Source organism: Pseudarthrobacter sp. ATCC 49987, assembly GCF_009928425.1.
Lineage (GTDB): Bacteria > Actinomycetota > Actinomycetes > Actinomycetales > Micrococcaceae > Arthrobacter.
This window is the reverse complement of record NZ_JAABNS010000001.1, coordinates 1,837,866-1,862,929: the sequence shown is the minus strand read 5'-3', so window position 1 is coordinate 1,862,929 and position 25,064 is coordinate 1,837,866. Positions and strand designations below refer to the sequence as shown.

Sequence of the window (25,064 nt, the reverse complement as noted above, 5' to 3'; positions counted from 1 at the left end):
GGTCGACCCTATTGTCCCGCCCGTGAGGATGTGCCTGAAAGGGAAGAGAAGTGAAGGCCAATCACTATGACGATTTCGCCGAGAACTACTCGGCTGAAAATGAGTCCAGCCTCCTCAACGCGTACTACGAGCGGCCGGCAATGATTGGCCTTGCCGGCGACGTGACCGGTCACCGTGTCCTGGACGCAGGGTGCGGTTCCGGGCCCCTGTCCGCGGCACTGAGCGCGAAAGGCGCGATCATGACCGGCTTCGATTCCAGTCCTGCGATGCTCGAATTGGCAAGACAGCGATTGGGCGCGACCGCGGACCTGTACGTGGCCGACCTCAGCAAACCGCTCCCTTTCGCCGATGACTCCTTCGATGACGTTGTCTCGTCCTTGGTCCTGCACTATCTGGAGGACTGGTCAGCACCACTTGCCGAACTGCGGCGCGTCCTGAAGCCGGGCGGTCGCCTGATCCTGTCGGTCAACCACCCCACGGTCAGCGTTGTCACCCAACCAACGGAGGACTACTTCGCCATCCGGCAGTACTCGGAGGATTACAAGTTCGATGGCGAGCCTGCGGTCCTGACCTTCTGGCACCGACCACTTCAAGAGATGATCAGCGCCTTCACGTCGGCGGGATACCGCATAGCCACCGTGAGCGAACCAGAGCCATCTCCAGACACACCGCACGAACTCCTTCCCCCGCGCATCGTCAACGGCGAGAGGACAGCGTTCCTGTCCTTCATCTTCTTCGTCCTCGAAGCAAACAAAACCGCCATGCCCGTTTCGGCCGATGAGGAACTGGCGCAGGGGGTTGTTCGCCGCCGGTGAAGCTTCCGTAAATACTGAAGCCGTGCCCGTCCTCTCGTCGAGCCTCGAGGCCTCCGGAACGAATAGATTCCTCTGGCGAGCGGCCTCATCGCTGCGACCGGTTCTGCATCCTCGAAGAGCTATTCGTTCAAAAGCTAGTCCGCAAACTACCGATACGTGCCCGATTGCGCCTGATGCATGGTTGGCGGGATGTGGAGGAAAGTTGCGGCTGAAGGGGCGGGTGGGCGGTGTCTGTATGCTGTGCACATGACGGCGCCGCAGATCTATGTCAGTTTCCCGGGCACGCGTGAAGCGCTCGGCTTCTACGCGGACGTTTTCGGCGGAGAGCTCTCCTTGCACACCTATGATGACTTCAGTCGCAGCGACGGCCCCCCAGACGCTATAGCTCACGGAATGCTCAACGGCCTAGTTGCTTTGGCGGGATCGGACGCGGCCGCAGGCCAGAAAAGTGTCCGGCTCGAAGGTGTCATGCTCTCCCTGCTGGGGACCGCCGAGCCCTCAGTTCTCCATGAGTGGTTCGACAAACTTGCGGTCGGCGGCCGGGTGGTGGACCCCCTTGCTCCGAAGCCTTGGGGCGCTTCGGACGGCCAGGTAATAGATCGCCACGGACTTCACTGGCTCATCGGATACGAAGCCGGGCCCTGAGCGAAGCACACCTGCTCGCGCACAGTTAGCGAACGAGCGCCAGCATGTGTTCCGAACGGTCGACGGACTGGATCGTGTTTCGCGTACTTGTTGAGACTTCCGTGCACGCCGGCCATCTCGACATTGTGCGCGAGATGGTCGACGGCAGGTCGGCTGGACCTCAGTCCCGAGGAAACGCGGACGTCCGGCAGCGGCCCGGTTTTACTCCAGTGCTCGAACGATCTCGCCTGAAACGCGGACCAGTTGGGAGACACTTCCAAAGAGCCACGCACCGCCGCCCGCCAACTGCGTGAGCTCGTCGATTCGGGTGTCGGGACTTCCCCGCGCCTGATCGGAAGCTGAGACAAACGAGGCAAGTGCCGTGGCTTCGGGCCGACCGCGGACCCGACAAGGGAGATGGTCAGATCGCACGTGACGCCGCTCATTCGCCCATCATGCCACCACTCGGCGTCCCGGTCCTGCCGAGCGGTGCGGCAGACGTCGCCGTCGTGCCAGGGCAGCAAAGTTAGCTTCGTCACGTGCCGGGATTTCGTCGAAAATCCGAGCCTGGCGGGCCCCATACTTGGAATGACCCCGGCGGACTCTTCCCCTCCGCCAGGCATGAGGAGGGTCCATGAAAACCTTGAGTATTGTCAAAAGCATTGTCACGAGCGAGTACTTTCCCGCCGCGGCCGTGCTGGCCGGAGTGGCCCTGTTCTGGGGCCTCGGGCTCTTCGGCGGGCTGTCCCTCCTGAGCGACCACCAGACGCTGCTGACCACGCTCAGCTGGCTGTTGTTCGTCTACGCCGCTGCTGTGCTCACACCGCTCGCGGGAATCATCGCGGCAATAGACCTGTCACGCCGCTGGCTGCGGAACCGGGCGTCGGACACCGCGGGGTCAACCGCAATCGCGTCCGCGTAGGGTCCCGGAAGGACCTATTCGAACCGGGACGGGTCGCCCATGCCGCGGCGGACGACTTCGGCCACGCCGCTGGAGTAGTCGATCACTGTCGTCGGCTCCGCGCCGCAGTCCCCGGAATCAATCACGGCGTCCACCACGTGCTCCAGCCGTTCCTTGATTTCCCAGCCCTGGGTCAGCGGTTCCTCCTCGTCCGGCAGCAACAGGGTGCTGGAGAGCAGCGGCTCGCCCAGTTCTGCCAGCAGTGCCTGGACCACCCGGTTGTCGGGGATGCGCACGCCCACTGTCTTCTTCTTCGGGTGCAGCAGCCGCCTGGGAACCTCCTTGGTGGCAGGCAGGATGAAGGTGTAGCTTCCGGGAGTGACAGCCTTGATGCTCCGGAACACATCGTTGTCGATCTGCACAAACTGCCCCAATTGCGCGAAGTCCTTGCAGACCAGCGTGAAGTGGTGCTTGGCATCGAGATGGCGGATGGCCCTGATCCGGTCGAGCGCCTCCTTGTTCCCGATCTGCGCTCCGAGGGCGTAACAGGAGTCGGTGGGATAAGCGATCAGGCCGCCGGAACGGACGATTTCCACGGCCTGGCTGATGGAGCGGGCCTGGGGGTTTTCGGGGTGAACATCGAAGTATCTCGCCATGGGACGAGCTTACGCCCGACGGCGGCCCGCCCGGGCTGTCCGGCTAACTCGAGCCCCGCGGCGGCGTCACGCCGCGAGCGCCGCGAACATCACTGCCATCGAGGCCGCCCCCACGAGTTCCAGGCCTGTGCCGCCACGGTCCCGGCCCGTGTGGGACCGGAGCAGGAATACGGCCCACACGGCAGCTGCCAGACCGAATGCCACGGCCAGAACCAGCGCAGCCTGGCTGCCCCAGGCCTGGATCGGACCCTGCATCGGCAACCCTGCCAGTGCGGCACCGCCGTGGTGCGCCGCCTGGCCCAGGATGCCGGTAGCCTCGACGCCGGCAGCTTCCGGGCCGTGGGCACTGCGGACATCCATGGCCGCGGGCATATACGCCATGGCAGCCATCGTCAGCGCGTGGTAGAGCAAGCTGCCGCGGCCGGACTGGCCCTCAGGGCGGCCGTGCCCGGGTCTTTCGGGAACGTGTTCGGGCGGCCTCGAATGGGGCGCGGGGCGCCGGGAGACGGCGCGGAGGACGAACCACCAGGCGGCCAGGCCGAAGACGAACACCTGGGGCAGTGCGGGCCACTGGAGTCCGGGGGCGAGCATCAGCACCATGGCCGTCATCATGGCGGCATGGAGTCCGAAACCGGCCCGGATGGCCGGCGGCGACTTGCGGCCCGCGCGGAACAACGCATAGAGCGACGCTGCCAGCAGCGGTGCCGCCAGTCCCCAGCGCAGGAGATCATTCTCGATCAACGGTGTCCGCTCACTGCTGCTCGTCGTGGTGGATGCGCTCGTCGAGCTGGCGCAGGGGCTCCCCGCTCCCGTTCCACTGCTTGGCGATGAACTCCGCCGCGATGGACACCGCTGTCTCCTCGGGGGTCCGGGCCCCAAGGTCAAGGCCCACCGGGCTGTGCAGCCGCGCCAACGCGTCCTCGCTCAGGCCCGCCTCCCGCAGCCTCGCGATCCGGTCGGCATGGGTCCGGCGCGAACCCATGGCACCGATGAAGGCGATCGGCCGGCCGCGCAGGGCAACGTCCAGCAGCGGAATGTCGAATTTTGGATCGTGCGTGAGGACGCACATGACGGTGCGTTCATCCACCAGGCCCTTGTCCAACTGCTCGGCGAGGTAGCGGTGCGGCCAGGCGTTGACGACCTCCGCGGCGTCGGGAAACCGCGCCGGGGTAGCGAAAACGGCCCGGGCATCGCACACCGTGACGCGGTAGCCCAGGAAGGTGCCCAGCCCGGCCAGCGCTGAGGCGAAATCGATGGCGCCGAAGACGAGCATTCGCGGCGGCGGGGCGTAGCTCGCGAAAAAGACCCGCATCCCGGCGTCCAGCCGCTCCCCGTCGGGACCGTAGCTCAGGATGCCGGAGCGGCCCGCGGCGAGCAGGCCCTGGGTGTCGTCGCCCACGGCGAGGTTGGCCCGCTCGGATCCGAGGTCGCCCTCGAAGTCCGACGGCCGCACGATCAGGTGCCGGCCCAGCCAGCTGCTGTCCGGGTGTTCGATCACCGTGGCAACCCCAACCCGCCGTCCGTCGGCGATGTCCTGCCGGACGGCGTCGAGTTCGGCGAAGGCTTGCCGGGATACCGGCTCGACGAAGATGTCGATGATCCCGCCGCAGGTCAGGCCGACGGCGAACGCGTCGTCGTCGCTGATCCCGTAGCGCACCAGGACCGGGGTGCCGTCCGCCTTGACCTGCGTGGCGAGCTCGTACACGGCGCCCTCGACACAGCCGCCGGAAACCGAGCCGACGGCTTCCCCCTCGGCGGTGACGAGCATGGACGCCCCCGGGAGGCGCGGGGCTGACTTGAAGGTGCTCACCACGGTGGCCAGGCCGGCAGTGTCACCCTTGTGCCAGCCCGGCATCATGGCTGCCAGGACATCACGCACGGTCGGACTTCAGCCTTCCGATCGCCCGGATCAGCCGGAAGGCGGACAGGCGGCCGGCCCAGTAGGAGGCGCATGCCACGACCGCCACGAGCGCCAGGACCTTCACGGGGCTGGAGAGCTGCTCGGCCGCGATCCCCTTGGCGAGGCTGAGGGCGTCCAGGCTGCCGGCGGGCGCGGGGGATGGTGCGGGCGCGGGGGACGGCCGGGCCGCGGCGGGCACAGCGCCCGGTGGAAGGCCCGGAAGTTCCGACGCCGGGGCCGGTATGGTCGCTCCGGAGACCTTGGCCGCGGCCGCCTGCGCTTCCGCCTCCGCATCGAGACCGGGCAAACCGCCCGCTGGAACGGTGCCGGGGGCACCGGGCGTGGCGATCATGGCCTGCAGATTGCCGGCGAACAGGGCCATCATCTGTTCGGTGACGCTGCCAATCACGCCCTTGCCCATCGCGGCGGCCTTGCCGGAAAGGGACAGCTCGGCGTTGACGGTGCCGCGGGTGGTGCCGCCTGACTCTTCCGTCAGGAGCAGGGTCACCGTGGCGTCAGCGGTGCCCTGGCCGCGGGTCTCCTGGGCCTTGCCGCCGAAAACGGCCCGGTGTTCAGCGGCGTTGCGCTCGATGACGTTGAGCAGCCCTTTGTACTGCATGTTGACCGGGCCCAGTTTTACGGTCATGCCCACCTGGTAGGCGTCGTCGGAAAGCTTGTTCAGGATCCTGGCGCCGGGGACGCAGCCGGCCACCCGTTCAAAGTCCATGATGGTGTCCCAGACGGTGTCGATCGGTGCGACGACCGAGAAAGTGCTGTCGATCTGCATTAGTTCCCTCTTCCCTTGAGTGATGACTGGCCGTCGCCGCGGATTGCGGCTGCCACCTCTGCCAAAGCCGTGTAGCTGTGTCCGCTGACGAAAGCGTCGCAGTATGGCAGGGCCGCCGCCATGCCGCCCGCCAGTGGACTGTAGCCCGGGGATGCCTTGCGTGGATTGACCCAGACGATCCGGTGGGCCAGTCGGCGCAGCCGCGCCATCTGGGCCGCGACCTGTTCGGGGTCCTCCTGGGCCCAGCCGTCCGAGACGATCACCACCACCGCGCCGCGGGCCAGCCCGCGGCGGCCGTGTTCGTCGACGAAGTGCCGGATGCTGTCGGCAAGACGGGTGCCGCCGGCCCAATCCGGCGCGGCCTCCGCCGCCCGGGACAGCGCCTCGTCCGGATCCCGCAGCGCCAGCTGCCGGGTCAGGCGCGTCAGCCGGGTGGAAAAGACGAAGGCCTCGGCGCCGGCGGTGGCCACCGCTCCCTGCAGCAGCGAGACGAAGATCCGCGCATACGGTTCCATGGACCCGGAGACATCGCAAAGCATCACCAGCTTGCGGCGCTGCTCGCGGCGCCGGGCGTAGAGCAGCCGGGTCGTGTCGGTGCCGGAGCGCCGCGCCGCGCGGACCGTGGCGCGGACATCCAGGCGGGCGCTGCTGTGGGTGGACTTGCGGGTGCGGCGGCTCAAACGCGTAGGTGTCGCGAGCAGCAGCCGGGACGCCAGCCGCCTGACCTCCAGGACTTCAGCCTCGGTGAGCTGTGCGAACGCCATCCGGTGCAGGCGTTCCTCGGCGGAGGCCATGGCCAGCACCGCCTCCCGTTCCGCGACGTCCTCGTCCCTGCTGCTCTCCGGTCCCGCGGAGGCAACCGCCGGTGCCGTCCGCGGGTGCGCCGGTCCCTGCCCGGGGGCGCGATCCTCAGCCGGTGAGGGCCGGGTGCGTGCCTCTTCAGGGGCTGCGGGCGGCGACGCAGCGGGGGCAGCGGTGGTGCGTGGCGGCGCGGCGGGGTCAAACGCTCCGCGGAACACCGCAGCGAAGACGGCGTCGAACACCGGCAGCTGCCCGTGCGCTGACACCAGCACCACCCGGGATGCCCAGTACAGCGTCTCGACGTCGCCTGGTGGGATCAGTCGGAGGCCTTCGGCCAGCCGGACTGCCCGGTCCGGGGAACACGACAGTCCGGCCCGGCGCAGGGCGGTGATGAACGCCGCGGCCAGGGCGGCCGCCTCGACCGTGGGGTGAGCGGCGGCGGTGAGCGGCGCGGTTCCGGCATTCAATGGGTTCACCCGCCCGTGCCGGCCACGAGCCAGTCCGCCCCGCGGGCGCCGACCAGTTCCAGGTCGTCGCGGTTCTTGACGATCGAGCCGAGGGTTTGGTCCGCCGTCGCGGCGTCAATGTGCCCGATACCGAGCACGGCGAGGGCGGACACCCAGTCGATGGCCTCGGAGATCCCCGGCGGCTTTGCCAGGTCCAGCGTGCGCAGCCTGGTGATCACCGCGGCGGCCTGCAGGGCCAGCGGTCCGCTGCTGGCGGGAACGCGGCGTCGGACGATTTCCGCGATGCGCCCGGGTCCCGGGTAATCGATCCAGTGGTAGAGGCAGCGCCGGGTCAGGGCATCGTGCAGGTCCCTCGTCCGGTTGGAGGTCAGGATGACGATCGGGGGATGGGTGGCCCGGATGGTGCCCAGTTCCGGGATGGTGACTGCGGCCTCGGCGAGCAGTTCGAACGTGAAGGCCTCGAACTCGGCGTCGGCCCGGTCGATCTCGTCCAGCAGGAGGACTGCGGGGCGCGGGCCGGGATGTTCGATCGCCTGCAGCAGCGGCCGGCGCAGCAGGTACTCCGGGCCGAAGAGGTCGGTTTCGGTGACCGAGGCGTCCCGGACTTCCGCCAGCCGGATCCCGAGCAGCTGCCGCTGGTGGTTCCACTCGTAGAGGGCCTCGCCGGCGTCGATTCCCTCGTAGCACTGCAGCCGGTACAGCGGCGTGTCCAGCAGCTGGGCCAGGGCCTTCGCCGCCTCGGTCTTGCCGACGCCCGCCTCGCCCTCCAGCAAAAGAGGCTGCGGGAGCCGGACCGCCAGGAAGAGTGCTGTAGCGAGTCCGACGTCGGCCAGGTAGTCACCGCTGTCCAGCGCCGAGATCAGGGACGGGACGTCGGGAACCCTGCGCTGCACATCCTCCTCCGCGCCGGTGCGCGCCGCCGTGTTCACAGCGCGCCCTCCAGTCCCGCCAGGACAAGGCGGTAGTCCTCGTCCGTGTCGACGTCGAGCGGGACAGGACCTGGAACGCGAAGTTCGACGGCGTCGGCCGCCCGCTGCTCCAGTAGCTTCCAGACTGCCTTGTCGCCGTGCAGGGAGGCCAGGTCCGGGAGCATCCGGCGGGTGAACGCCAGGGGATGGCCGACACCGTCGTCGTACCGGCAGACGGCGATCCCCGGGGCGTCCTGCCGGCCGGTTGCCTTGCCCCGGAACAGGAGCTCCAGCAGGGCGCGGGCGTCGACGGAGCGGACGCCGGGCTGGTCACCGAGCAGCAGGACCACGGCGTCCGCGTCCGGGTGGAGTGCGGCGAGGCCGGACGCGATCGAGGAGGAACAGCCCGCGCCGAAGTCCGGGTTGAGCACGATCTGGCAGCCGGTGGTGTCGACCGTGCGCTGGACTTCCGCGGCCGAACCTCCCAGGGCAAGCACCGTCTGGTCAAAGCCGCAGTCCCGGGCGGCGGCCAGCACGGCGTCGAGGAGTACCCCGCGGCCGTAGGGCAGCAACTGCTTGGGCCGGCCCAGGCGCCGCGACGCCCCGGCCGCCAGGATCAGCCCCGCCGTCGGGTGCTGCGCGGGTAGGCGTTCAGAGAGTGAGGGCATAGCGCTCCGGATCTTTGCGGAAGGCGGCCCGGCAGCCGGGCGAGCAGAAGTATACGGTCACACCGTTGTGCTCGAGGTGGATCGAGGAGTCCAGCGCCGCGACGGTCATGCCGCAGACAGGATCAATCGCCGTCGCCGGGGCTTCTGCTGCCGGCGTCGCAACCGGTGCCGCCGGGGCCGGGTGCCGGGTCTTCGCCCGTTCCTGGATGAGCTGGGCCAGGATCGAGAGGGCGATCTCGCCGGGGGTGCGGGCGCCCAGCTGCAGTCCGGCCGGGGTGAAGACGCGCGAGCGCTGCGCGGGGTCGACGTCGAGGGATTCCAGCACCGCGGCACCCCGCGTCCCGCTGGCCACCAGCGCGACATACGGCACTCCGGCGCGCAGGGCGGCCTCGAGGGCGGACTCCTCTGCCTTGCCGTGCGAGGCCACAATCAGCGCCGCGTCGTCGGACCGGGGGGCCGCCGATTCCCCGTCCGTGAGTTCTACCGCCAGCCCGACACCCGAGCCGAGGGTCTCCAGCGCCTGGGCCACGGGCGTGGTGCCGACCACCAATACCCGGGGCGCCGGGATGCGCGGCTGGAGGAAGATCTCGATCGCCCCGCCGCTCAGGCAGGGATTGGAGACCTCAACCGCGCCTTCCTCGGCGCTGCGGGACGGCTCGCCGGGGACAACGCGCAGCAGCAGGGGTTCCTGCGAGGCCAGGACCTGCATGCTGTACTCCCGCACCGCGAACTCGACGCAGTTCCCGCCGACGAAGCCCTGGATCTCGCCGCCGGGCAGGATCAGGGCCGTGTCCCCGGCGTGGGCGCTGGTGGGGTGCTGGGCGCGGACCACCGTGGCGTGCACGAACGGCTCGCGGCGGGAGGCGAGGTCATTCGCCCGGGCCCCAAGGGATTCTCCAGTCGGTGTCATGTCAGATCGGCGGCCTTGCCCGGCCCTGCATGGCGGCCCAGACCCGGGCCGGTGTGCAGGGCATGTCCATGTGTACCACCCCGTAGGGGGCCAGCGCGTCGACGACGGCGTTCACGATCGCCGGCGGCGAACCGACGGTGGCGGACTCACCGATGCCCTTCGCGCCGATGGGGTGGTGCGGGGACGGGGTCACGGTGAAGCCGGTCTCCCAGTCCGGGACTTCCATCGCCGTGGGGATCAGGTAGTCCATGAAGGACCCGCCCAGGCAGTTGCCGTCGGCGTCGAATTCGATGATCTCCATGAGGGCCATCCCGACGCCGTCGGTCAGTCCGCCGTGCACCTGGCCCTCGATGATCATCGGATTGATCCGGGTGCCGCAGTCGTCCACCGCGATGAAACGGCGCACCTTGACGTGCCCGGTGCCCGGATCGATGTCGACCACGCAGATGTAGGCGCCGAACGGGAACGTCAGGTTCGGCGGGTCGTAGGTGACCTCGGCGTCGAGGTTGCCGTCGACCCCCTCGGGCAGTGTCATGGTGCCGTGGGCTGCCATGGCGATTTCGGCGATGGTCTTCCCGGCGCTGGGATCGCCCTTGACGAACCAGCGGCCCTTCTCCCACTCAAGGTCCTCGGGACGCGTCTCCAGCATGGCCGCGGCGATCAGCTTCGCTTTCTCCCGCACCTTGCGGGCAACGAGGGCGACGGCGCCGCCGCTCACCGGCGTCGAGCGGCTCCCGTACGTGCCGAGGCCGAACGGTGTCTGGTCCGTGTCGCCGTGGACGACGTCGATATCCTCCGGCGGGATGCCGAGTTCCTCGGCGACGATCTGCGCGAAGGTGGTCTCGTGGCCCTGGCCCTGGCTTTGCACCGAAAGCCGCACGACGGCCTTGCCCGTGGGATGGACCCGCAGTTCGGCGCCGTCGGCCATGCCGAGGCCGACAATGTCGAAGTGCTTGCGCGGGCCGGCGCCGACGGTCTCGGTGAAGAAGGAGATGCCGATCCCCATCAGTTCGCCGCGGGCGCGCTTCGCCTGCTGCTCACGTCGCAGCTCGTCATAGCCGGCCAGCTGCATGGACAGCCGCATGGCGGGCTCGTAGTTGCCGGAGTCGTACACCCAGCCGGTCTTGTTGGCGTACGGGAACTGTTCGGGTTTGATGAAGTTCTTCAGCCGCAGTTCCGCCGGATCCATCTCCAGCTTGCGGGCGAGGATGTCCACCATCCGCTCGACCAGATAGACGGCTTCCGTGACGCGGAACGAGCAGGCATAGGCGACGCCGCCTGGTGCCTTGTTCGTGTAGACGCCCGTGACGGAGCAGTAGGCGGCCTTGATGTCGTAGCTTCCGGTGAAGATGGAGAAGAAACCGGCGGGGTACTTGGTGGGCTGGGCGGTGGCGTTGAACGCGCCGTGGTCCGCGAGGACGTTGGTGCGTACCGCGAGGATCTTGCCGTCCTTGGTGGCCGCGATCTCGCCCTGCATGATGTAGTCCCGGGCGAAGGAGGTGGACATCAGGTTCTCCGAGCGGTCCTCCACCCATTTCACCGGCTTGCCGGTGACGATCGAGCCCACGACGGCGAGGATGTAGCCGGGGTAGATGCCGACCTTGTTGCCGAAGCCGCCGCCGATGTCCGGGGACACCACACGGATCTTGTGCTCGGGGATCCCGGCGACGATCGCGAACAGGGTGCGGTGCGCGTGCGGCGCCTGGGTCGTTTCGTAGAGGGTCAGTTTGCCGTCGACGGCGTCGAAGTCGGCGATTGCCCCGCAGGTCTCCATCGGCGCGGGGTGCACCCGCGGGTAGACCATCTCCTGGGAGACAACGACGTCGGCGCTCGCGAAGACAGCCTCGGTTTCGGCCTTGTCACCCATCTCCCAGTCGAAGATGTGGTTGTCCGTCTTGCCCTCGATCTCGTCGCGGATCACCGGGGCGTCGGCGTCGAGGGCCTTCCGGGCGTCGATCACCGGGGGCAGGACATCGTATTCGACGTCGATCAGCTCCAGCGCGTCGCGCGCGGCGTAGCGGTTCTCGGCCACGACGAACGCGACCTCCTGGCCCTGGAAGCGGACCTTGTCCGTCACGAGGACGGCCTGGACATCCGCGGAGAGGGTGGGGGCCCAGGCGAGCTTGAGGCCCAGCAGGTCGTTCCCGGTGATGACGGCGAGGACCTTGGGGTGGGCGAGGGCATTGGTGGTGTCGATGGAGACCAGCCGGGCGTGAGCCACGGGGGCGCGCAGGATGGCGCCGTGCAGCATGCCGGGCAGGACGATGTCGTCGAGGTAGTTGCCTTTGCCGCGGACAAAGCGCGGATCTTCCTTCCGCTGGATCCGGCCGTAGCCGATCGGGCGGTCCGCGTCGCCGGCCGCCGGATTGCCGGGCCGTTCGTGGATGACGGTCATGCCTTCACCTCTGTGTCTTGTGTCTGCGCTGCGATGTCCTCAACCACGGTGTCCGTGCCGTCGATGACCTCGTCTGCCGTGGCGTCACTGTCTCCGCCGGCCGGGTGGGCTGCCGCCCACTGCACCGACCGGACGATCGTGGCGTAGCCGGTGCACCGGCAGATCTGGCCCGAAATGGCCTGCCGGATCTCGGTGGTGTCCGGATGCGGGTTCTTGTCGAGCAGGGCGCGGGCAGTCAACATCATGCCGGGGGTGCAGAAACCGCACTGCAACCCGTGCTCCTCCATAAAGCCTTGCTGGACGGGGTCGAGGGTGGCGCCGGTGGCCAGCCCCTCGACCGTGCGGATGTCGTGGCCCGCGGCCATCGCAGCGAGCACCGTGCAGGACTTCACCGGCTGGCCGTCCATCAGGACCACGCAGGTTCCGCAGTTCGTGGTGTCGCAGCCCCAGTGGGTGCCGGTCAGGCCAAGGACCTCGCGGATGTAGTGGACCAGGAGCACACGGGGCTCAACGTCGGACGTGACTTCGTTGCCGTTGACGGTCATGCTGATCTGCATCCGCTTCAGCCTTCCTGTGTCTGGGCGGCGCGGGCACACGCTTGCCGGAGCACCCGCCGGGTGAGTTCGTCGGCGAGGTGCCGTTTGTAGTCAATCGGGCCGCGCTGGTCGGCCACCGGGTCGCAGGCTTCCGCGGCGAGCCGTCCTGCCTCCACGAACAGTTCCTCCCGGGGCTGCTGGCCACGGAGCAGTTCGGTGACCCCGGCGACCGTGCGGTCGAGGCCGAGTGCGGTGAGCCCGACGGCGGCGTCGGCGATGGTGCCGTCCGCAGCGAGCGTCACGGACGCGCCGGCGGCGCCGACTGCCCAGTCGCCGACCCGGCGTTCAACCTTCTCGTAGGCGCTGCCCGAACGGGGGCGGATCGGGAAGCGGAGCTCGCACAGCAGTTCGTCCTGGCCCACCGCCGTCTCATAGGGCCCGCGGTGGAAGTCAGCCATGGCCAGGATGCGCTCGCCGGCCGGTCCACGGATCACGGCTTCGGCACCCATCACGTCGCAGACCGTGGACAGGTCCTCGGCCGGGTCGGCCTGGCAGAGTGATCCGCCAATAGTTCCCCGGTTGCGCACGACCGGGTCGGCGATCACGGATTCTGCGTCCCGGACGATGGGGAAGAGCGCAAAGATCTCGTCCGACTCCAGGAGCGTTGTGTGGCGCGTCAGCGCGCCGATGCGGAGCTTGTCGCCGTCGCGAAGGATGAAGTCGAGTTCGTAGAGGTCGTTGATGTCGATCAGCCATTCGGGCCGGGAGAGCCGGAGCTTCATCATCGGCAGGAGGCTGTGGCCCCCGGCGACGACCCGCGACTCCGGACCGTGGCGGGAGAGGAGTTCCAGGGCGTTGTCCACGGACGTGGCCCGCACATAGTCGAAAGGAGCCGGAATCTGCATAGTCCCTACCTCACTCCAGGGCGCTGGCAACGTCGCGCAGCGCCGGTTTGAGGCAAGTCTTGCCCCGTGAGATACGGAGTGTCAATATCGTCATAAGCGAAAGGTTATGACGCGGTGGCGATGACATTGAGCCAGCTCCGCACGTTCGCCCTGGTCGCCCGCCTGGGCTCGCTGCACGCTGCCGCGGAGACCCTCGGAGTCAGCGAACCGGCGGTGTCCGCTGCCCTGGCGGCGCTCCGGCAGGACCTTGGCGACCCGCTCTTCGTGCGCGCTGCCGGCGGCATCGCCCTGACTCCGGGCGGCCGCGCCCTGGCCGACTATGCCCAGGACATTGTCGGGCTGGCGGACCAGGCCCGCTGGGAAGTCGCCAACGCCAAGAACGACGCCGGGCGGCTGAAGATTGTGGCCACCGCACCCTTCGCTGAACATGCGGCCGGCCGGCTGCTGGACCTTTTTACCAAGCGTGTTCCCGGCGCTTCGGTGGATGTCGTGGTGGAGGCCGCGGAGGACCTTGCCTCGCTCCTGCAGGAACGGGCGTACGACGTCGCCCTGGGTGCCCGGCCGGTGCTGCCGGTCGCCCCCGTGGGGACTGCCGGGACCCATCCGGGCCTGGACTGCGTTCCGTTCCTGCGCTACCAGCGCGCCCTGGTCGCGGCGTCGGGGCATCCGCTGGCCCGGTTGCCAGGACCGGTCTCCGTGGCCCGGCTGCTGGACCGGCCGTGGTTTGCCGGACCGGCGGGGATCCAGGAAAGCTCGGAGGAGGGCCGCTGGCTGGCATCGACGGGGGTGGTGCCGGAGATCATCCGGCTCAGCAGCGAGACGGAAGCGTTGGCGGCGGCGCGGGCGGGGGAAGGCATCATGCTGGCGCTCGGCCATATCGTCCGGGCCGAACTGCAGAGCGGGGTCCTCGTCCGGCTGCCCGTCGTCGGGACACCGGTCACCGGCCTGTGGTGGGCGAGCACCCTGGACAACCACCGGACCACCACGATGGCGCGGACGCTCCAGCGCTTCGCCGGCACGGCAGATGCGACCGCCGCGATGGTCGCCCCCGGCGGCCCGCGGGGCCTGGAACGCCGCGGGTCGAAGTTCCACGTCGCGCTGTGGAGCTGAGGAATCCCCGAGAAGGGTTTGCCTGTGTCGCGTTGCGAAACGTGGGTGTGGGTGCTACCCCTTGTGGGGGACGACGATCGACAGACGCACCCCTACGAAGAGGAGTAATAATGACTTTGCCCCGGGACGAAGACAGCTCACTGCGGCACTGGAGTGCCCGCCTGATCCAGGCGCTGCAGATCCTTGACCTGGAAGTGGACCACGAGAAGATCGTCCAGCTCGCGGACGAGTCGCTCAAGGCCGTCGGGCCGCACGCGGATGCCATCAGCGCCTTCATCGTCGGCTACGCCGCGGGTACCGCGTCGACCGATGGCCGGAAGAGCACCCAGGACGCAGTCCACGCTGCGTCCAACAAAGTCATCGAGCTCTGTGAGCACGGCGAGTCCGGCGGCCCCGACGAAGAAGGCTGGGCCAAGCGGGCCCAATAGCCGCGGCAGCCACCCCGCACTGCGCACTGCGGATGGCGCTCGCCCCCCGTGGGACATGCCCTCCTCTTGTGCCCACGGATGGACATATAGGCATTATGTCCAGTGGCCGCGGCCAGGGTGGGGCATGTCCCGTGGGGTGGGACCTACCGCGGCTGGGCCGCGCCGGACGCCAGGGTGGTCGAGCCGTCCGGGGTCTGGTCCGCGCTGGGCTCCAGCCTGACGATGACGGCCTTGGATACCGGCGTGTTGCTGCCTTCGGCCGTGTGATTCAACGGAACCAGCACGTTGGCTTCCGGGTAATAGCCGGCCGCACAGCCGCGCGCGCTCGGGTAGGAAACCACCCGGAACTTCCGGACCATGCGCTCCACGCCGTCCTTGTACTCGCCCCGGATATCCACGAACATACCGTCGGCCAGGCCCAGTTCCGTGATGTCGTCCGGGTTCACGAAGACCACATTGCGGCCCTTCTTGATGCCCCGGTACCGGTCGTTGTGGCCGTAGATGGTGGTGTTGAACTGGTCATGGGAGCGCATGCTCTGCAGGATCAGCGTGCCCTCCGGCTTCTCCACGTGCTCGAGGTCGTTGACGGTCAGCACAGCCTTGCCCGTCGGTGTCGGGAACGTGCGCGAATCCCGCGGCCCGTTCGCCAGGATGAAGCCGCCTTCGTGGCGGATCCGCTCGTTGTAGTCCTCGCAGCCGCCGACGACCCGCGAGATGTGGTCGCGGATCAGGTCGTAGTTCTTTTCGAAACCGTCCCAATCGGCCCTGACTTTGTCGCCGACCAGCGCTTTGCCGAGCCTGCTGACAATCGCCGGCTCGGAGAGCAGGTTGTGCGAGACCGGTTCCACGCTGCCCCAGGAGGGGTGCACGGCGCACACGGTGTCCTCCACCGAAACGAACTGAGGTCCCGACTCCTGGATGTCGATCTCCGTCCGCCCCATCGTGGGCAGAATCAGCGCTTCGGCACCCGTGACCGTGTGGGAGCGGTTGAGTTTCGTGGAAATCTGCACCGAGAGTTCGGTGCTTTCCATGGCGGCCTCGGTGGCGTTCGTGTCCGACATGGCGCCGACGAAGTTTCCGCCGAGCGCCACGAAAGCCTTGATCCCGCCGTCGCGCATCTTGTTGATGGTTTCGACGGCGTCGACACCGTGGTCGCGGGGCGGCTCGAAGCCGAACTCCTCGCCGAGGGAGTCCATGAAGGACTGCGGCATCTGCTCCCAGATGCCCATGGTGCGGTCGCCCTGGACGTTGCTGTGGCCCCGGATGGGGGAGGCGCCGGCGCCGGGCTTGCCCATGTTGCCGCGCAGCAGGAGCAGGTTGATGATCTCCTTGATCGTTGCCACGCCCTTTTTCTGCTGCGTGATCCCCATGGCCCAGGTGATGATGACCTTGTCGGCCTTCAAGTAACGGGCGGCAAGCTCGTCGATCTCCCCGCTGCGCAGGCCGGTCGCCTCCAGCACCGCCTGCTCGTCCAGCAGGGCAAGGTGCTCCCTGAGCTCCTCAAGCCCTTCGCAGTGCTCGGCGAGGAAGGCGTGGTCCAGGACGGTGCCGGGGTTCTTCGCCTCAGCGTCGAGGACCCGCTTGGAGACCGCCTGCAGCAGTGCCATGTCTCCGCCGATGCGGATATGCAGGAACTGGTCCGCGATCTCCGTGCCGCGGCCCACGATGCCTTTGACCTTCTGCGGATTCTTGTACCGGCGCAAGCCGGCCTCCGGCAGGGGATTGACGGCAACGATTTCGCCGCCGTTCTCCTTGCACGCCTCCAACTCGGTGAGCATGCGCGGGTGGTTCGTGCCCGGGTTCTGCCCCATGATGATGATCAGGTCCGCTTTGGCGTAATCGTCGAAGCTGACAGTTGCCTTGCCGATGCCAATGGTCTGGCCCATCCCCCAGCCGGAGGACTCGTGGCACATGTTGGAGCAGTCCGGCAGGTTGTTGGTGCCGTAGCCGCGGACCATCAGCTGGTAGAGGAAGGCCGCCTCGTTGGAGGTACGGCCGCTGGTGTAGAAAGCGGCCTCGTCGGGCGAGTCCAGGCTCTTGAGCTTGTCCGCGATGATCCGGATCGACTCGGGCCAGGACACCGGCTTGTAGTGGTCCTCTCCCGCCGGCTTGTGCACCGGCTCAGTGAGCCGGCCCTGCATACCCAGCCAGTACTCGGAGCGGGTCCGCAGCTCGCTGACCGAATGCTCCGCCCAGAACCCGGTGCCAATCACCACCGGGGTGGCCTCCCAGGTGACTGCCTTGGCGCCGTTTTCACAGAACTCGAACGCCTTGCGGTGGTTCGGGTCCGGCCAGGCACAGCTGGGGCAGTCGAAGCCGTCCTTCTGGTTCATCGCCAGGACGGTTTTGCGCGTCCGGTTCACGCCCATGTGTTTAATCGCGGGCTCCATGGAGTGCAGCACCCCGGGGATGCCGGCGGCCCAGTCCTTTGGACCGTCCCCGACCTCGAGGTCCTTTTCGTCGTATTCCTCGACCTTGGGATTCTTGCGGCTCACGTGAACTTCCCTTCTGCAACCACCGCCTGTTCAGGCTGGTGCTTCGCTACTACCAAGCACACTACCTTTTGGCCTGTATCAGGCCTATCAGTTGGTCCGGAGCGCCGCAAGGGATCTGCCGTCGACGGCGGCGCCCCAGGTCCGTAGCATGTGCGGTAGGCGGGGCGGCCGCAGCGCAACAGAGAGTGCCGTCCCGGAACCGAAGGGGCCCTGCATGCCGGAGCAACAGGAAACGCTGGAGGGCTTCACCGAGTCGACCTTCAGCCACGGGGGCATCCAGCACCAGGTTTTCCGGGCAGGAGCGGGCCCGGCCGTGGTCCTGATCCACGAGATCCCCGGCATCCACCCCGGGGTGCTGGGCCTCGCCCGGCGCCTGATCGCGCGGGGCTACACCGTCTACCTTCCTTCCATGTTCGGGCGGCCCGGCGGAAAAGCAGGCGAGGGAATCGTGAAGTCCATCGCGAAGGTCTGCATCTCCCGTGAATTCGCTGTGCTGGCGAACCGGAGCAGCCCGGCGACGGGTTGGCTGCGCGCCCTTGCTGCCCAGGCACACCAGGAGTGCGGCGGTCCCGGCGTCGGGGCAATCGGGATGTGCATGACGGGCAGCTTCGCCCTCGCCATGGCCCTGGAACCCGCCGTCCTGGCCCCGGTCATGAGCCAGCCAGCGCTCCCGGCGGGCCTGACCGCGCGGCGGCGGGCCGCCGTCGGGCTGGACGACGAAGAGCTGGCACGGATGAAGGACCGGACCAGCCATGGGCTCCGGATCCTGGGGCTGCGGTTCAGCAATGACCGGGGGTGTCCGGCGGAGCGCTTCGCCACCCTGCGGCGCGAATTCGGTGCGGGCTTCGAAGGCATTGAGGTCGATTCTTCGCCCGGCAACCCGTTTGGGATTGCCCAGTCAGCGCACTGCGTCCTGACCGTGGACCTGGTGGACACTCCCGGCCACCCGACGAAGGCCGCGCTGGACCGGACCATCGAGTTTATTGGCGAGCGGCTGCGCCCGGATCCCGCGTCAACGACGAAACCCGAGGAGAAGTGATGAGACCGATGACAGTGGTGTGGACTGCGGCTGCGACCGCCGCGACGGCGGCGGCCGGCGGAGTGGCGACGGATCCGGACAGCGGCTGGTACCGGCGGCTGCGCAAACCGGACTGGCAGCCGCCCGCCATCGCCTTCCCGGTGGTCTGGACAGCGCTCTACGCGGACCTCGCAGTGAGCTCGGCTGTCGCACTGGACAGCAACGACGTATCCGACATCCCCCGCGGCAAGACCGCACAGCGGCAGATCCGCGCTTATCAGGGTGCCCTGGTCGCGAACCTCGTCCTCAATGCCGGGTGGAGTTGGCTCTTCTGGCGCAGCCGCAGGCCATGGCTGGCTGCGGCGGAGTGCGCCGTGCTGACGGCGAGCAGCGCCGACCTGGTGCGGCGGACGTACAAACTCAACCGCCGCGCCGGCATGTCCCTGGCCCCCTACGCTGCGTGGTGCGGTTTCGCCACTGTCCTGTCGACGGCAATCGCGGGACTCAACCCCCGGGCGGACGGCCGGCAGCGGTAGTCCGCCGGTTCAGCGCCCGGCCACGAGGTTATCCCGGATCTCGCGGCGGAGGACCTTGCCGATGAGCGAGCGGGGAAGGGAATCGAGCACCACCACCCGGCGCGGCACCTTGTAGGCGGTCAGCTGCTTCCGGGCAAAGGCAACGAGCGCGTCGGCATCGATGGTGGTGCCCGGGATCGGCACCACGGCGGCGACGACGTCCTCGCCGCCTCCCGGCCGGGGCATCCCAACCACCGAGACTTCCGAAACGCCCGGGAAGGTGGCAATGACGTCCTCCACCTCACTGGGCGAGACGTTGAAGCCTCCCGTGATGATCAGTTCCTTGATCCGATCCCGGATCGTGACGAAGTAGTCGTCGTCCACCGAGACGATGTCGCCGGTGCGGAACCAGCCGCCGTCGAGCAGGGCGTCCTCGGTCTCCTCGGGCCGGTTCCAGTAGCCGGCGAACACCTGCGGGCCGCGGATCAGGAGTTCCCCCTCCTCACCCGGGGCGCGGTCCAGCGCGACGTTCCGGGGGTCCACCACCCGGATGTCGGTCAGCGGGAACGGGACCCCCACCGTGCCCGGCTTGCGGCTGGGGCCGAACGGGTTGCCAATCGCGATCGGCGAGGTTTCGGTCAGGCCGTAGCCCTCGATCAGGTAGCCGCCGGTCGCTTTCTCCCAAGTCTCCACGGTCGACGTCGGCAGGTTCATGGCGCCCGAGATCGAGAAGCGGATGCTTTCCAGCCCGATGCCGCGTTCCGCCGCCGCGGCGGCGATCCGGTCATAAATCGGCGGCACGGCCGGCAGGAACGTCGCGGGGGACTTCTTGAGCGCCTTCAGCACGAGGTCGACATCGAACTTGGGGAACAGGACCAGCTTCGCGCCGATGCTGAGGGCGAACGTCATGCAGAGCGTCAGGCCGTAGGCGTGGAACATCGGCAGCACCGCGTACACAGTTTCCCGGCCGTCCTTGAGCCCCGGCACCCAGGCCCGGCCCTGCGCGGCATTGGCCTGCAGATTCGCGTGGCTGAGCATGGCCGCCTTGGGCAGCCCGGTGGTGCCGGAGGTGTACTGGAGGACGGCGAGGTCCTGGGCCCCCGGGCGCGGATGTTTCTTCCTGAGCTCGCCGGCGTCGAGGAGCTTCCGCCACGGCAGCACGGGCCGCGCGGCCGGAGCCTGCCGGCCCTTCGGCTGGTCCTTGGCTCCGGAAAGCGCGGCACGGGCCTTGCGGGCCGCCGGAACCGGAAGCCGCAGCGCGAGCCGCTGCAGCAGCGGCATCGCGGGGATGAGCTCCACCGAGACGATGCTGCGGAGCCCGACGTCGGCCGGCAGCTGGCGGACCCGCTCCACGGCCTTGTCCCAGACGATCGCGACGACGGCCCCGTGGTCCTCGAACTGGTGGCGCAGTTCCCGCTCCGTGTAGAGAGGATTGTGTTCGACCACGACGGCGCCGAGGCGCAGCACGGCATGGAAGGCAACGATGTGCTGCGGGCAGTTCGGCAGCACCAGGGCCACCCTGTCGCCGGCCTTGACGCCGAGCTTCTCCAGTCCGGCGGCCGCCCTGCTGATCAGCGTGCCAAGCTCGCGGTAGCTGGTGCGCGCACCGAAGAACTCCAGGGCGGTCTTCGACCCGTAGCGGCGCACGGAGCTGTCCACGAGGTCCACGAGCGAGCCCTTGGGCAACACCAGGTGCGCCGGAACCCCCGGCCCATAGGAACGGGTCCACGGGCGTTCACGCCAGGGCTGCCCAGATTGATGTGCCGTGGACTCCGCGGACGTCCCGGGGGAGGCCGTCCGCGTGGATTTCTTCTTCATGATCAGTCCTTGCCGCTGCGAGCCGCCGGGTATTCGCGGGCCAACGGTCCCGCCGGGAAAAATCCTACCGGTGCCGGGCCATCCCTGCTGCGGGCGGCTGCGCGCGGGCCTGACCCGGGCCGTTCGTGACTTTTGGCCCTAGGGGCGGGCCCGGCACGGGCGGAAGCTAGGGTCAACGCCTGCGCGGATCAGCCGCGCCGTTTCGTGTCGATGCAGGCCATTCCAGGCCGGTCATGCGGGATCGGGAGCACCATGAAGCACCAGCAGCCCACCCTCCGTTTCCTTGGAGCCACCGACACGGTCACCGGCTCGAGGTACCTGCTTGAGGCCGGCGGTAAACGCGTGCTGGTCGACTGTGGGCTCTTCCAAGGCTATAAACGAAGCCGCGAACGCAACCGGGCGCCTTTCCCGGTCCGGCCCTCCTCGATCGACGCCGTGGTCCTGACCCATGCACACCTGGACCACACCGGCTACGTACCCGCTCTGGTGCGGGACGGGTTCAGCGGTCCCGTCATCGCCACCGACGGCACCACGGACCTGTGCAAGCTGATCCTCCCGGACAGCGGCTACCTGCAGGAGGAGGAGGCCCGCTACGCGACACACCGGGGATCCTCCCGGCACAGTCCTGCGCTGCCGCTCTACACCGCGGCCGACGCGGTGAAGTCCCTCAACAGCTTCAAGATCCACGATTTCGACGTTCCCGTGGACCTTGGCGGGGGGATGGAAATGACGTTCGTCCCGGCCGGGCATATCCTGGGCGCCGCCCAGGTCCACGTGCGGACGGGCTCCCACTCGGTGCACTTTACCGGGGACCTGGGCCGGTCGGATGACCCCCTGATGTACCCGCCACGGCCCCTGGGTACGACCGATGTGCTGGTGACGGAGTCGACCTACGGGAACCGGAAACACTCCACAGTGGATCCGGAAAAGCAGCTGGGGGACATCATCAACCGGGTCGCGAAACGCGGCGGCGTGGTGCTGTTCGCCGCGTTCGCCGTCGGCCGCGCTGAAACCCTCATGCTGTACCTGTCCCGCCTCCGCAGCAAGCACCTGATCCCGGACATCCCGGTGTACCTCAACAGCCCCATGGCCATTGACGCCTCCGGGATGTACCAGCGGCACCCCGAGGAGCACCGGCTGAAAGAGCAGGACTACATGAACATGTACAAAGTGGCCAAGCTGACCCGCTCGGTCGATGAATCCAAGCTGTTGAACCTCCGCGGCGGCCCGATGGTCATCATCTCCGCGTCCGGAATGCTCACCGGAGGAAGGATCCTCCACCATCTGGCCGCCTACGGGCCCGATCCGAAGAACGCGGTGATCCTCAGCGGCTTCCAGGCCGGCGGCACCCGCGGTGCCACGCTGGCAGCCGGCGAGCGCGAGCTGCGCATCTACGGCGAAGACGTCTTGGTCCGGGCTGAAGTGATCCAGATGGAGAGCCTGTCCGCGCATGCGGACACCGACGGACTGATGGCATGGATGAAAGCCGCAGAAAGGGAACCCCGGATGACCTACATCACCCACGGTGAACCGGAAGCGTCGGATGCCCTGCGCATCAGGATCAAACGCGAACTGGGCTGGCGTGCGCGTGTCCCCGAGCACCTCGAAACGATCTCCATCGAGGAGCCCCGGTGACCTCCGGCGTCGGAAAGGCCCCGGTACTGGCCGAAATCCACTCGCTGGCCCGGCAGCTGAAGACGGACCGGGACCTCAACGGGCTGGTGCGGCGGGCGGCGGACTGCCGTTTTGTCGCGATCGGCGAAGCCTCCCACGGCACGCACGAGTTCTACACCTGGCGTGACACCCTCAGCAGGCGCCTCATCGAAGAGGAAGGCTACAACTGGATCGGGGTGGAGGGGGACTGGCCCGACTGCTGGCGGATCAACCGCTGGGTGCGGGGCGAGGCCGGGCAGGAGCAGGGCGTCCACGCCCTTCTCGGCGGCTTTGAGCGCTGGCCCACCTGGATGTGGGCAAACGAGGAAGTTGCGGCGTTCCTGGACTGGCTGCGAACGTGGAATCTCCGCCGGCCGATGAGCCAGCGGGTCGGTTTCTACGGGCTGGATGTGTACTCGCTGTGGGATTCGCTCCGCGAGATCATCGGCTGGCTCCAGGAAAATGTGCCCGACGCCGTCCCCGCCGCCATGCGCGCCTGGCAGTGCTTCCTGCCCCACCACGAGGACCCGCACAAGTACGCCTGGAGCACTCGGCTGGTGCCCGAGTCCTGCGAAGCTGACGTCATCGCCCTCCTCACCGAGGTCAGGAGCCGGGTGTCCAGTCCGGGCGGCCATGATGAAGAAGCGTTCGACGCGGTGCAGAACGCCGAGGTGGCGGCCAACGCCGAGCACTATTACCGGATCATGGTTCGCGGCGACCGCCAGTCCTGGAACGTCCGGGACCACCATATGGCCGACACCATAGACCGCCTCAGCAGGCACCTGGGTCCCGACTCGAAGGGCCTCATTTGGGAGCACAATACCCACGTGGGGGATGCCCGGGCCACGGACATGGCCCAGGACGGCCTCATCAATGTGGGGCAATTGCTGCGCGAACGGCATGCCGCGGAAGGCGTGATGCTGGTGGGCCTGGCCTGCCACCGGGGCGAGGTGATCGCCGCGGAAGCCTGGGGCAGTCCGGAGCGGATCCTGCCGTTGCCGCCCGCGCGCCCGGGCAGCCACGAAGACTTCCTCCACGAGGCCCTGGGGGTGCCGTCGGTGCTGGAGTTCGGGGAAGACAGGTCGGGACCGTGGCTTTCCACCTGGCTTGGCCACCGCGCCATCGGTGTGGTCTATCATCCGCAGCGGGAGCTCGGGAACTACGTTCCGACCCGGATGGGGGAGCGCTACGACGCGCTGATCTGGTTCGAGGACACCCACGCCCTGCGTCCGGTGCACCATGAAGGGCCGCCGCGGGAACCCGAATTCGAGACGGAACCGACCGGCTTCTAATCCGCCGTCCCGGAGCGGGCCGGGGGCGGCCGGCTGGCTAAAGGCGTTGTTCAGGAGGACTCCCATGAGGGTCGTGGCACGTGCTGCAGCAGCCGGCCCATCACACAGCGGCGGCGCGACGGCGAAGAAGACGCCAACCCGCGCACCAGGCGACGGCGCTGCCGGCGACCCACCAGCCACTCCGGGGGATATGCCGCAGCAGTTCAGGCCATTGCGCCAGTCCCAGTGAACACAGCAGGAGCAGCGCAGCAGGAAGGCCAGCCGCCAACTGGAGGGCGGCGGGCCACCCCAGCCACACCTCGGAGGACCCTGCGGCGGACACGCCGATCAGCCAGGCGACTGGTGCGGCCAGAGCCGTCCGGGCAGTCCATCCACGCACCGGCAGCCGGGGCAGGACGCCATTGAGCACACGGGCCTGCGCATAGCCCAACACCGCACCAGGAACCCCTGGCGCGCCTGCACGTCACGCATGGGACCGGGTGCCGCCGGCGTCCTGCGTGGTGCCCCCGGCCGGCCCCGACGGGCCGGCGGCGAGGATCCGCACGGCGCTGAGAGTCACGAATTCGTTCGGCCCCGTCCGGCCCCAGTCAGTCACGTCAGTCTGGCCCTCAGCCCCCGGCGGGGACCACCAGGCACCCTCGACCGGCCACCGTCCGTCCGGCAGCATCTTGCTTCGCAGCAGCTCGGTGGCCTCAAGGGCGCGGGGGTCTCCCGACAGCCCCATTCGGGACAGCAGCAGCAGGGCCGGGAGGATGCCGTAGTGCCAGAACTCCGGGTACCGAAGCTTGAGCCACCGCGGGTCGATCGGCCGCCCGGTCGAGGAGGATTTGAAGAGCCGGTGTGCCAGCAACAGCTCGGCCGCCCGTTCGGCGGCCGCTCGGGCCGCAGGAGCGCCCGTGGCTTTGCAGAACGCGTAGAGCCCCTTGGCGGCGGGCAGCGTCTCATGGAAGGAGGAACGGCGCCCGCTCGCGCCGACGTCACAGTTCCAGCCGCCGTCGGGCCATTGCCAGAGCACCAGGTCGTGGGCCAGTTGAGCCACCCGGGGATCCGATGCCATTCCCAACCGGCTGCAGACGTAGAGGGCGTTTCCTTCCTGCGATGCGCAGCGTCGGGTGAGTCCGTTGATGACACGGATCTGGCTCCGGTGCTGGTCGCCGTGCAGCCACCCGAGCACCGACCCGGCGGCGTCCAGCAGTGCCGGTGCGTCCGCCGCTGTGACGCCGAGGTCGACGAGGGAGACGAGCCGCCAGTGCGCGCCCGTCCATTTCCGGTAGGGATGGACCCCGAAGCCGCCGTCGGGCTGTTGGCCGGACAACAGGGAGGACACGATCCTGCCGTTGGTTACGGAGCCTTCGGACCACGGGGTGCCGAGGAAGTCCAGCTGCGCCGCGCGGCGCACGGCAGGTTCCGGGGATGCCGCCAACCACGCAATGGCGGACAGCCACGCATCCTGGTTCATGGC

24 protein-coding genes and 1 pseudogene are annotated in these 25,064 nt (G+C 68.4%); 10 read left to right on the top strand and 15 right to left on the bottom strand.

Translation table 11 applies throughout. The annotated features are described in order from the left end of the window. The first annotated feature begins 50 nt into the window (after positions 1 to 50). The 4 genes from GXK59_RS08835 to GXK59_RS08820 all read left to right on the top strand — a co-directional run bounded on the left by GXK59_RS08835 (position 51) and on the right by GXK59_RS08820 (position 2,361). Positions 51 to 815 carry a class I SAM-dependent methyltransferase gene (locus tag GXK59_RS08835; RefSeq protein WP_160666080.1) on the top strand — a complete coding sequence of 255 codons (765 nt, stop codon included), beginning with the start codon at positions 51 to 53 and terminating at the stop codon, positions 813 to 815. Between the two features lie 246 nt (positions 816 to 1,061). Beyond that, on the top strand, positions 1,062 to 1,460 hold the full coding sequence (locus GXK59_RS08830) for a VOC family protein (RefSeq protein ID WP_160666078.1): 399 nt from the start codon (positions 1,062 to 1,064) through the stop codon (positions 1,458 to 1,460). A gap of 44 nt (positions 1,461 to 1,504) precedes the next feature. Then, positions 1,505 to 1,753: a mycothiol transferase gene (locus GXK59_RS08825; RefSeq protein WP_237393829.1), complete on the top strand. Its 249-nt coding sequence runs from the start codon at positions 1,505 to 1,507 to the stop codon at positions 1,751 to 1,753. A gap of 320 nt (positions 1,754 to 2,073) precedes the next feature. Next, entirely contained in the window at positions 2,074 to 2,361 is a 288-nt protein-coding gene (locus GXK59_RS08820; RefSeq protein WP_237393828.1) for a hypothetical protein, read from the top strand. A gap of 14 nt (positions 2,362 to 2,375) precedes the next feature. Here the strand turns inward: GXK59_RS08820 and GXK59_RS08815 are convergent, their stop codons facing one another. From GXK59_RS08815 to GXK59_RS08765, 11 genes are all read right to left on the bottom strand, one after another. Next, a complete protein-coding gene (locus GXK59_RS08815; RefSeq protein ID WP_160666076.1) occupies positions 2,376 to 2,996 on the bottom strand; it encodes an L-threonylcarbamoyladenylate synthase in 621 nt (206 codons plus the stop codon). Positions 2,997 to 3,062: 66 nt separating this feature from the next. Then, positions 3,063 to 3,737: a DUF5134 domain-containing protein gene (locus tag GXK59_RS08810; RefSeq protein WP_160666074.1), complete on the bottom strand. Its 675-nt coding sequence runs from the start codon at positions 3,735 to 3,737 to the stop codon at positions 3,063 to 3,065. A 10-nt stretch (positions 3,738 to 3,747) separates the two neighbouring features. Next, complete coding sequence (locus tag GXK59_RS08805) at positions 3,748 to 4,875, bottom strand: XdhC family protein (RefSeq protein WP_160666072.1); 1,128 nt, start codon at positions 4,873 to 4,875, stop codon at positions 3,748 to 3,750. After that, the gene (locus GXK59_RS08800; protein ID WP_160666071.1) at positions 4,868 to 5,683 is read right to left on the bottom strand and encodes an SRPBCC family protein; all 816 of its coding nucleotides are present in this window, start codon (positions 5,681 to 5,683) and stop codon (positions 4,868 to 4,870) included. The genes GXK59_RS08805 and GXK59_RS08800 overlap by 8 nt, the downstream gene beginning before the upstream one ends. Then, entirely contained in the window at positions 5,683 to 6,951 is a 1,269-nt protein-coding gene (locus tag GXK59_RS08795; RefSeq protein WP_160669065.1) for a vWA domain-containing protein, read from the bottom strand. The genes GXK59_RS08800 and GXK59_RS08795 overlap by 1 nt, the downstream gene beginning before the upstream one ends. Before the next feature lie 5 nt (positions 6,952 to 6,956). After that, the gene (locus GXK59_RS08790) at positions 6,957 to 7,880 is read right to left on the bottom strand and encodes an AAA family ATPase (RefSeq protein ID WP_202129094.1); all 924 of its coding nucleotides are present in this window, start codon (positions 7,878 to 7,880) and stop codon (positions 6,957 to 6,959) included. Beyond that, positions 7,877 to 8,527: a nucleotidyltransferase family protein gene (locus tag GXK59_RS08785; RefSeq protein WP_160666069.1), complete on the bottom strand. Its 651-nt coding sequence runs from the start codon at positions 8,525 to 8,527 to the stop codon at positions 7,877 to 7,879. The genes GXK59_RS08790 and GXK59_RS08785 overlap by 4 nt, the downstream gene beginning before the upstream one ends. Next, positions 8,511 to 9,437, bottom strand: a complete 927-nt coding sequence (locus GXK59_RS08780; RefSeq protein ID WP_160666067.1) for an XdhC family protein — start codon at positions 9,435 to 9,437, stop codon at positions 8,511 to 8,513. Before GXK59_RS08780 ends, GXK59_RS08785 begins: the two co-directional genes overlap by 17 nt. Before the next feature lies 1 nt (position 9,438). Continuing rightward, entirely contained in the window at positions 9,439 to 11,832 is a 2,394-nt protein-coding gene (locus GXK59_RS08775) for an aerobic carbon-monoxide dehydrogenase large subunit (RefSeq protein ID WP_160666065.1), read from the bottom strand. After that, positions 11,829 to 12,389 carry a (2Fe-2S)-binding protein gene (locus GXK59_RS08770; protein ID WP_160666063.1) on the bottom strand — a complete coding sequence of 187 codons (561 nt, stop codon included), beginning with the start codon at positions 12,387 to 12,389 and terminating at the stop codon, positions 11,829 to 11,831. The genes GXK59_RS08775 and GXK59_RS08770 overlap by 4 nt, the downstream gene beginning before the upstream one ends. A 5-nt stretch (positions 12,390 to 12,394) precedes the next feature. Further along, the gene (locus tag GXK59_RS08765) at positions 12,395 to 13,273 is read right to left on the bottom strand and encodes an FAD binding domain-containing protein (protein WP_160666061.1); all 879 of its coding nucleotides are present in this window, start codon (positions 13,271 to 13,273) and stop codon (positions 12,395 to 12,397) included. 120 nt (positions 13,274 to 13,393) lie between these two features. On the opposite strand from GXK59_RS08765, the gene GXK59_RS08760 reads away from it, so the two are divergent. Next, entirely contained in the window at positions 13,394 to 14,383 is a 990-nt protein-coding gene (locus GXK59_RS08760; RefSeq protein ID WP_160669063.1) for a LysR family transcriptional regulator, read from the top strand. Positions 14,384 to 14,493: 110 nt separating this feature from the next. Beyond that, positions 14,494 to 14,811 (top strand): DUF6457 domain-containing protein, encoded by a 318-nt coding sequence (locus tag GXK59_RS08755; protein ID WP_160666059.1) that lies wholly within the window; start codon positions 14,494 to 14,496, stop codon positions 14,809 to 14,811. A gap of 143 nt (positions 14,812 to 14,954) precedes the next feature. Here GXK59_RS08755 and GXK59_RS08750 read toward each other — a convergent pair whose 3' ends face one another. After that, entirely contained in the window at positions 14,955 to 17,306 is a 2,352-nt protein-coding gene (locus GXK59_RS08750; protein ID WP_160666057.1) for an FdhF/YdeP family oxidoreductase, read from the bottom strand. A gap of 214 nt (positions 17,307 to 17,520) precedes the next feature. Here GXK59_RS08750 and GXK59_RS08745 point away from each other — a divergent pair, with 214 nt between their 5' ends. Together GXK59_RS08745 and GXK59_RS08740 are read left to right on the top strand one after the other, a co-directional pair. Then, the gene (locus GXK59_RS08745; RefSeq protein ID WP_160666055.1) at positions 17,521 to 18,345 is read left to right on the top strand and encodes a dienelactone hydrolase family protein; all 825 of its coding nucleotides are present in this window, start codon (positions 17,521 to 17,523) and stop codon (positions 18,343 to 18,345) included. Then, positions 18,345 to 18,860 (top strand): TspO/MBR family protein, encoded by a 516-nt coding sequence (locus GXK59_RS08740; protein WP_160666053.1) that lies wholly within the window; start codon positions 18,345 to 18,347, stop codon positions 18,858 to 18,860. Before GXK59_RS08745 ends, GXK59_RS08740 begins: the two co-directional genes overlap by 1 nt. A gap of 9 nt (positions 18,861 to 18,869) precedes the next feature. Here GXK59_RS08740 and GXK59_RS08735 read toward each other — a convergent pair whose 3' ends face one another. Further along, complete coding sequence (locus GXK59_RS08735; protein WP_202129093.1) at positions 18,870 to 20,657, bottom strand: long-chain-fatty-acid--CoA ligase; 1,788 nt, start codon at positions 20,655 to 20,657, stop codon at positions 18,870 to 18,872. 252 nt (positions 20,658 to 20,909) lie between these two features. Here GXK59_RS08735 and GXK59_RS08730 point away from each other — a divergent pair, with 252 nt between their 5' ends. Further along, complete coding sequence (locus GXK59_RS08730) at positions 20,910 to 22,292, top strand: MBL fold metallo-hydrolase RNA specificity domain-containing protein (protein WP_160666051.1); 1,383 nt, start codon at positions 20,910 to 20,912, stop codon at positions 22,290 to 22,292. Continuing rightward, positions 22,289 to 23,602: an erythromycin esterase family protein gene (locus GXK59_RS08725; protein ID WP_160666049.1), complete on the top strand. Its 1,314-nt coding sequence runs from the start codon at positions 22,289 to 22,291 to the stop codon at positions 23,600 to 23,602. Before GXK59_RS08730 ends, GXK59_RS08725 begins: the two co-directional genes overlap by 4 nt. Before the next feature lie 37 nt (positions 23,603 to 23,639). On the opposite strand, the pseudogene GXK59_RS21020 reads toward GXK59_RS08725, so the two are convergent. Both GXK59_RS21020 and GXK59_RS08715 read right to left on the bottom strand, forming a co-directional pair. Next, positions 23,640 to 23,696, bottom strand: a pseudogene (locus GXK59_RS21020) (cytochrome c3 family protein); the annotation flags it as partial. A 369-nt stretch (positions 23,697 to 24,065) separates the two neighbouring features. Next, positions 24,066 to 25,061, bottom strand: a complete 996-nt coding sequence (locus GXK59_RS08715; RefSeq protein WP_202129092.1) for a hypothetical protein — start codon at positions 25,059 to 25,061, stop codon at positions 24,066 to 24,068. Positions 25,062 to 25,064: the final 3 nt, after the last annotated feature.

Coding starts and splice junctions, on each gene's coding strand:
- GXK59_RS08780 (WP_160666067.1), bottom strand. CDS start 9,437: ATGACACCGACTGGAGAATCCCTTGGGGCCCGGGCGAATGACCTCGCC.
- GXK59_RS08760 (WP_160669063.1), top strand. CDS start 13,394: ATGACATTGAGCCAGCTCCGCACGTTCGCCCTGGTCGCCCGCCTGGGC.
- GXK59_RS08830 (WP_160666078.1), top strand. CDS start 1,062: ATGACGGCGCCGCAGATCTATGTCAGTTTCCCGGGCACGCGTGAAGCG.
- GXK59_RS08815 (WP_160666076.1), bottom strand. CDS start 2,996: ATGGCGAGATACTTCGATGTTCACCCCGAAAACCCCCAGGCCCGCTCC.
- GXK59_RS08735 (WP_202129093.1), bottom strand. CDS start 20,657: ATGAAGAAGAAATCCACGCGGACGGCCTCCCCCGGGACGTCCGCGGAG.
- GXK59_RS08755 (WP_160666059.1), top strand. CDS start 14,494: ATGACTTTGCCCCGGGACGAAGACAGCTCACTGCGGCACTGGAGTGCC.
- GXK59_RS08715 (WP_202129092.1), bottom strand. CDS start 25,061: ATGAACCAGGATGCGTGGCTGTCCGCCATTGCGTGGTTGGCGGCATCC.
- GXK59_RS08770 (WP_160666063.1), bottom strand. CDS start 12,389: ATGCAGATCAGCATGACCGTCAACGGCAACGAAGTCACGTCCGACGTT.
- GXK59_RS08730 (WP_160666051.1), top strand. CDS start 20,910: ATGAAGCACCAGCAGCCCACCCTCCGTTTCCTTGGAGCCACCGACACG.
- GXK59_RS08800 (WP_160666071.1), bottom strand. CDS start 5,683: ATGCAGATCGACAGCACTTTCTCGGTCGTCGCACCGATCGACACCGTC.
- GXK59_RS08775 (WP_160666065.1), bottom strand. CDS start 11,832: ATGACCGTCATCCACGAACGGCCCGGCAATCCGGCGGCCGGCGACGCG.
- GXK59_RS08820 (WP_237393828.1), top strand. CDS start 2,074: ATGAAAACCTTGAGTATTGTCAAAAGCATTGTCACGAGCGAGTACTTT.
- GXK59_RS08765 (WP_160666061.1), bottom strand. CDS start 13,273: ATGCAGATTCCGGCTCCTTTCGACTATGTGCGGGCCACGTCCGTGGAC.
- GXK59_RS08745 (WP_160666055.1), top strand. CDS start 17,521: ATGCCGGAGCAACAGGAAACGCTGGAGGGCTTCACCGAGTCGACCTTC.
- GXK59_RS08825 (WP_237393829.1), top strand. CDS start 1,505: ATGTGTTCCGAACGGTCGACGGACTGGATCGTGTTTCGCGTACTTGTT.
- GXK59_RS08740 (WP_160666053.1), top strand. CDS start 18,345: ATGAGACCGATGACAGTGGTGTGGACTGCGGCTGCGACCGCCGCGACG.
- GXK59_RS08785 (WP_160666069.1), bottom strand. CDS start 8,527: ATGCCCTCACTCTCTGAACGCCTACCCGCGCAGCACCCGACGGCGGGG.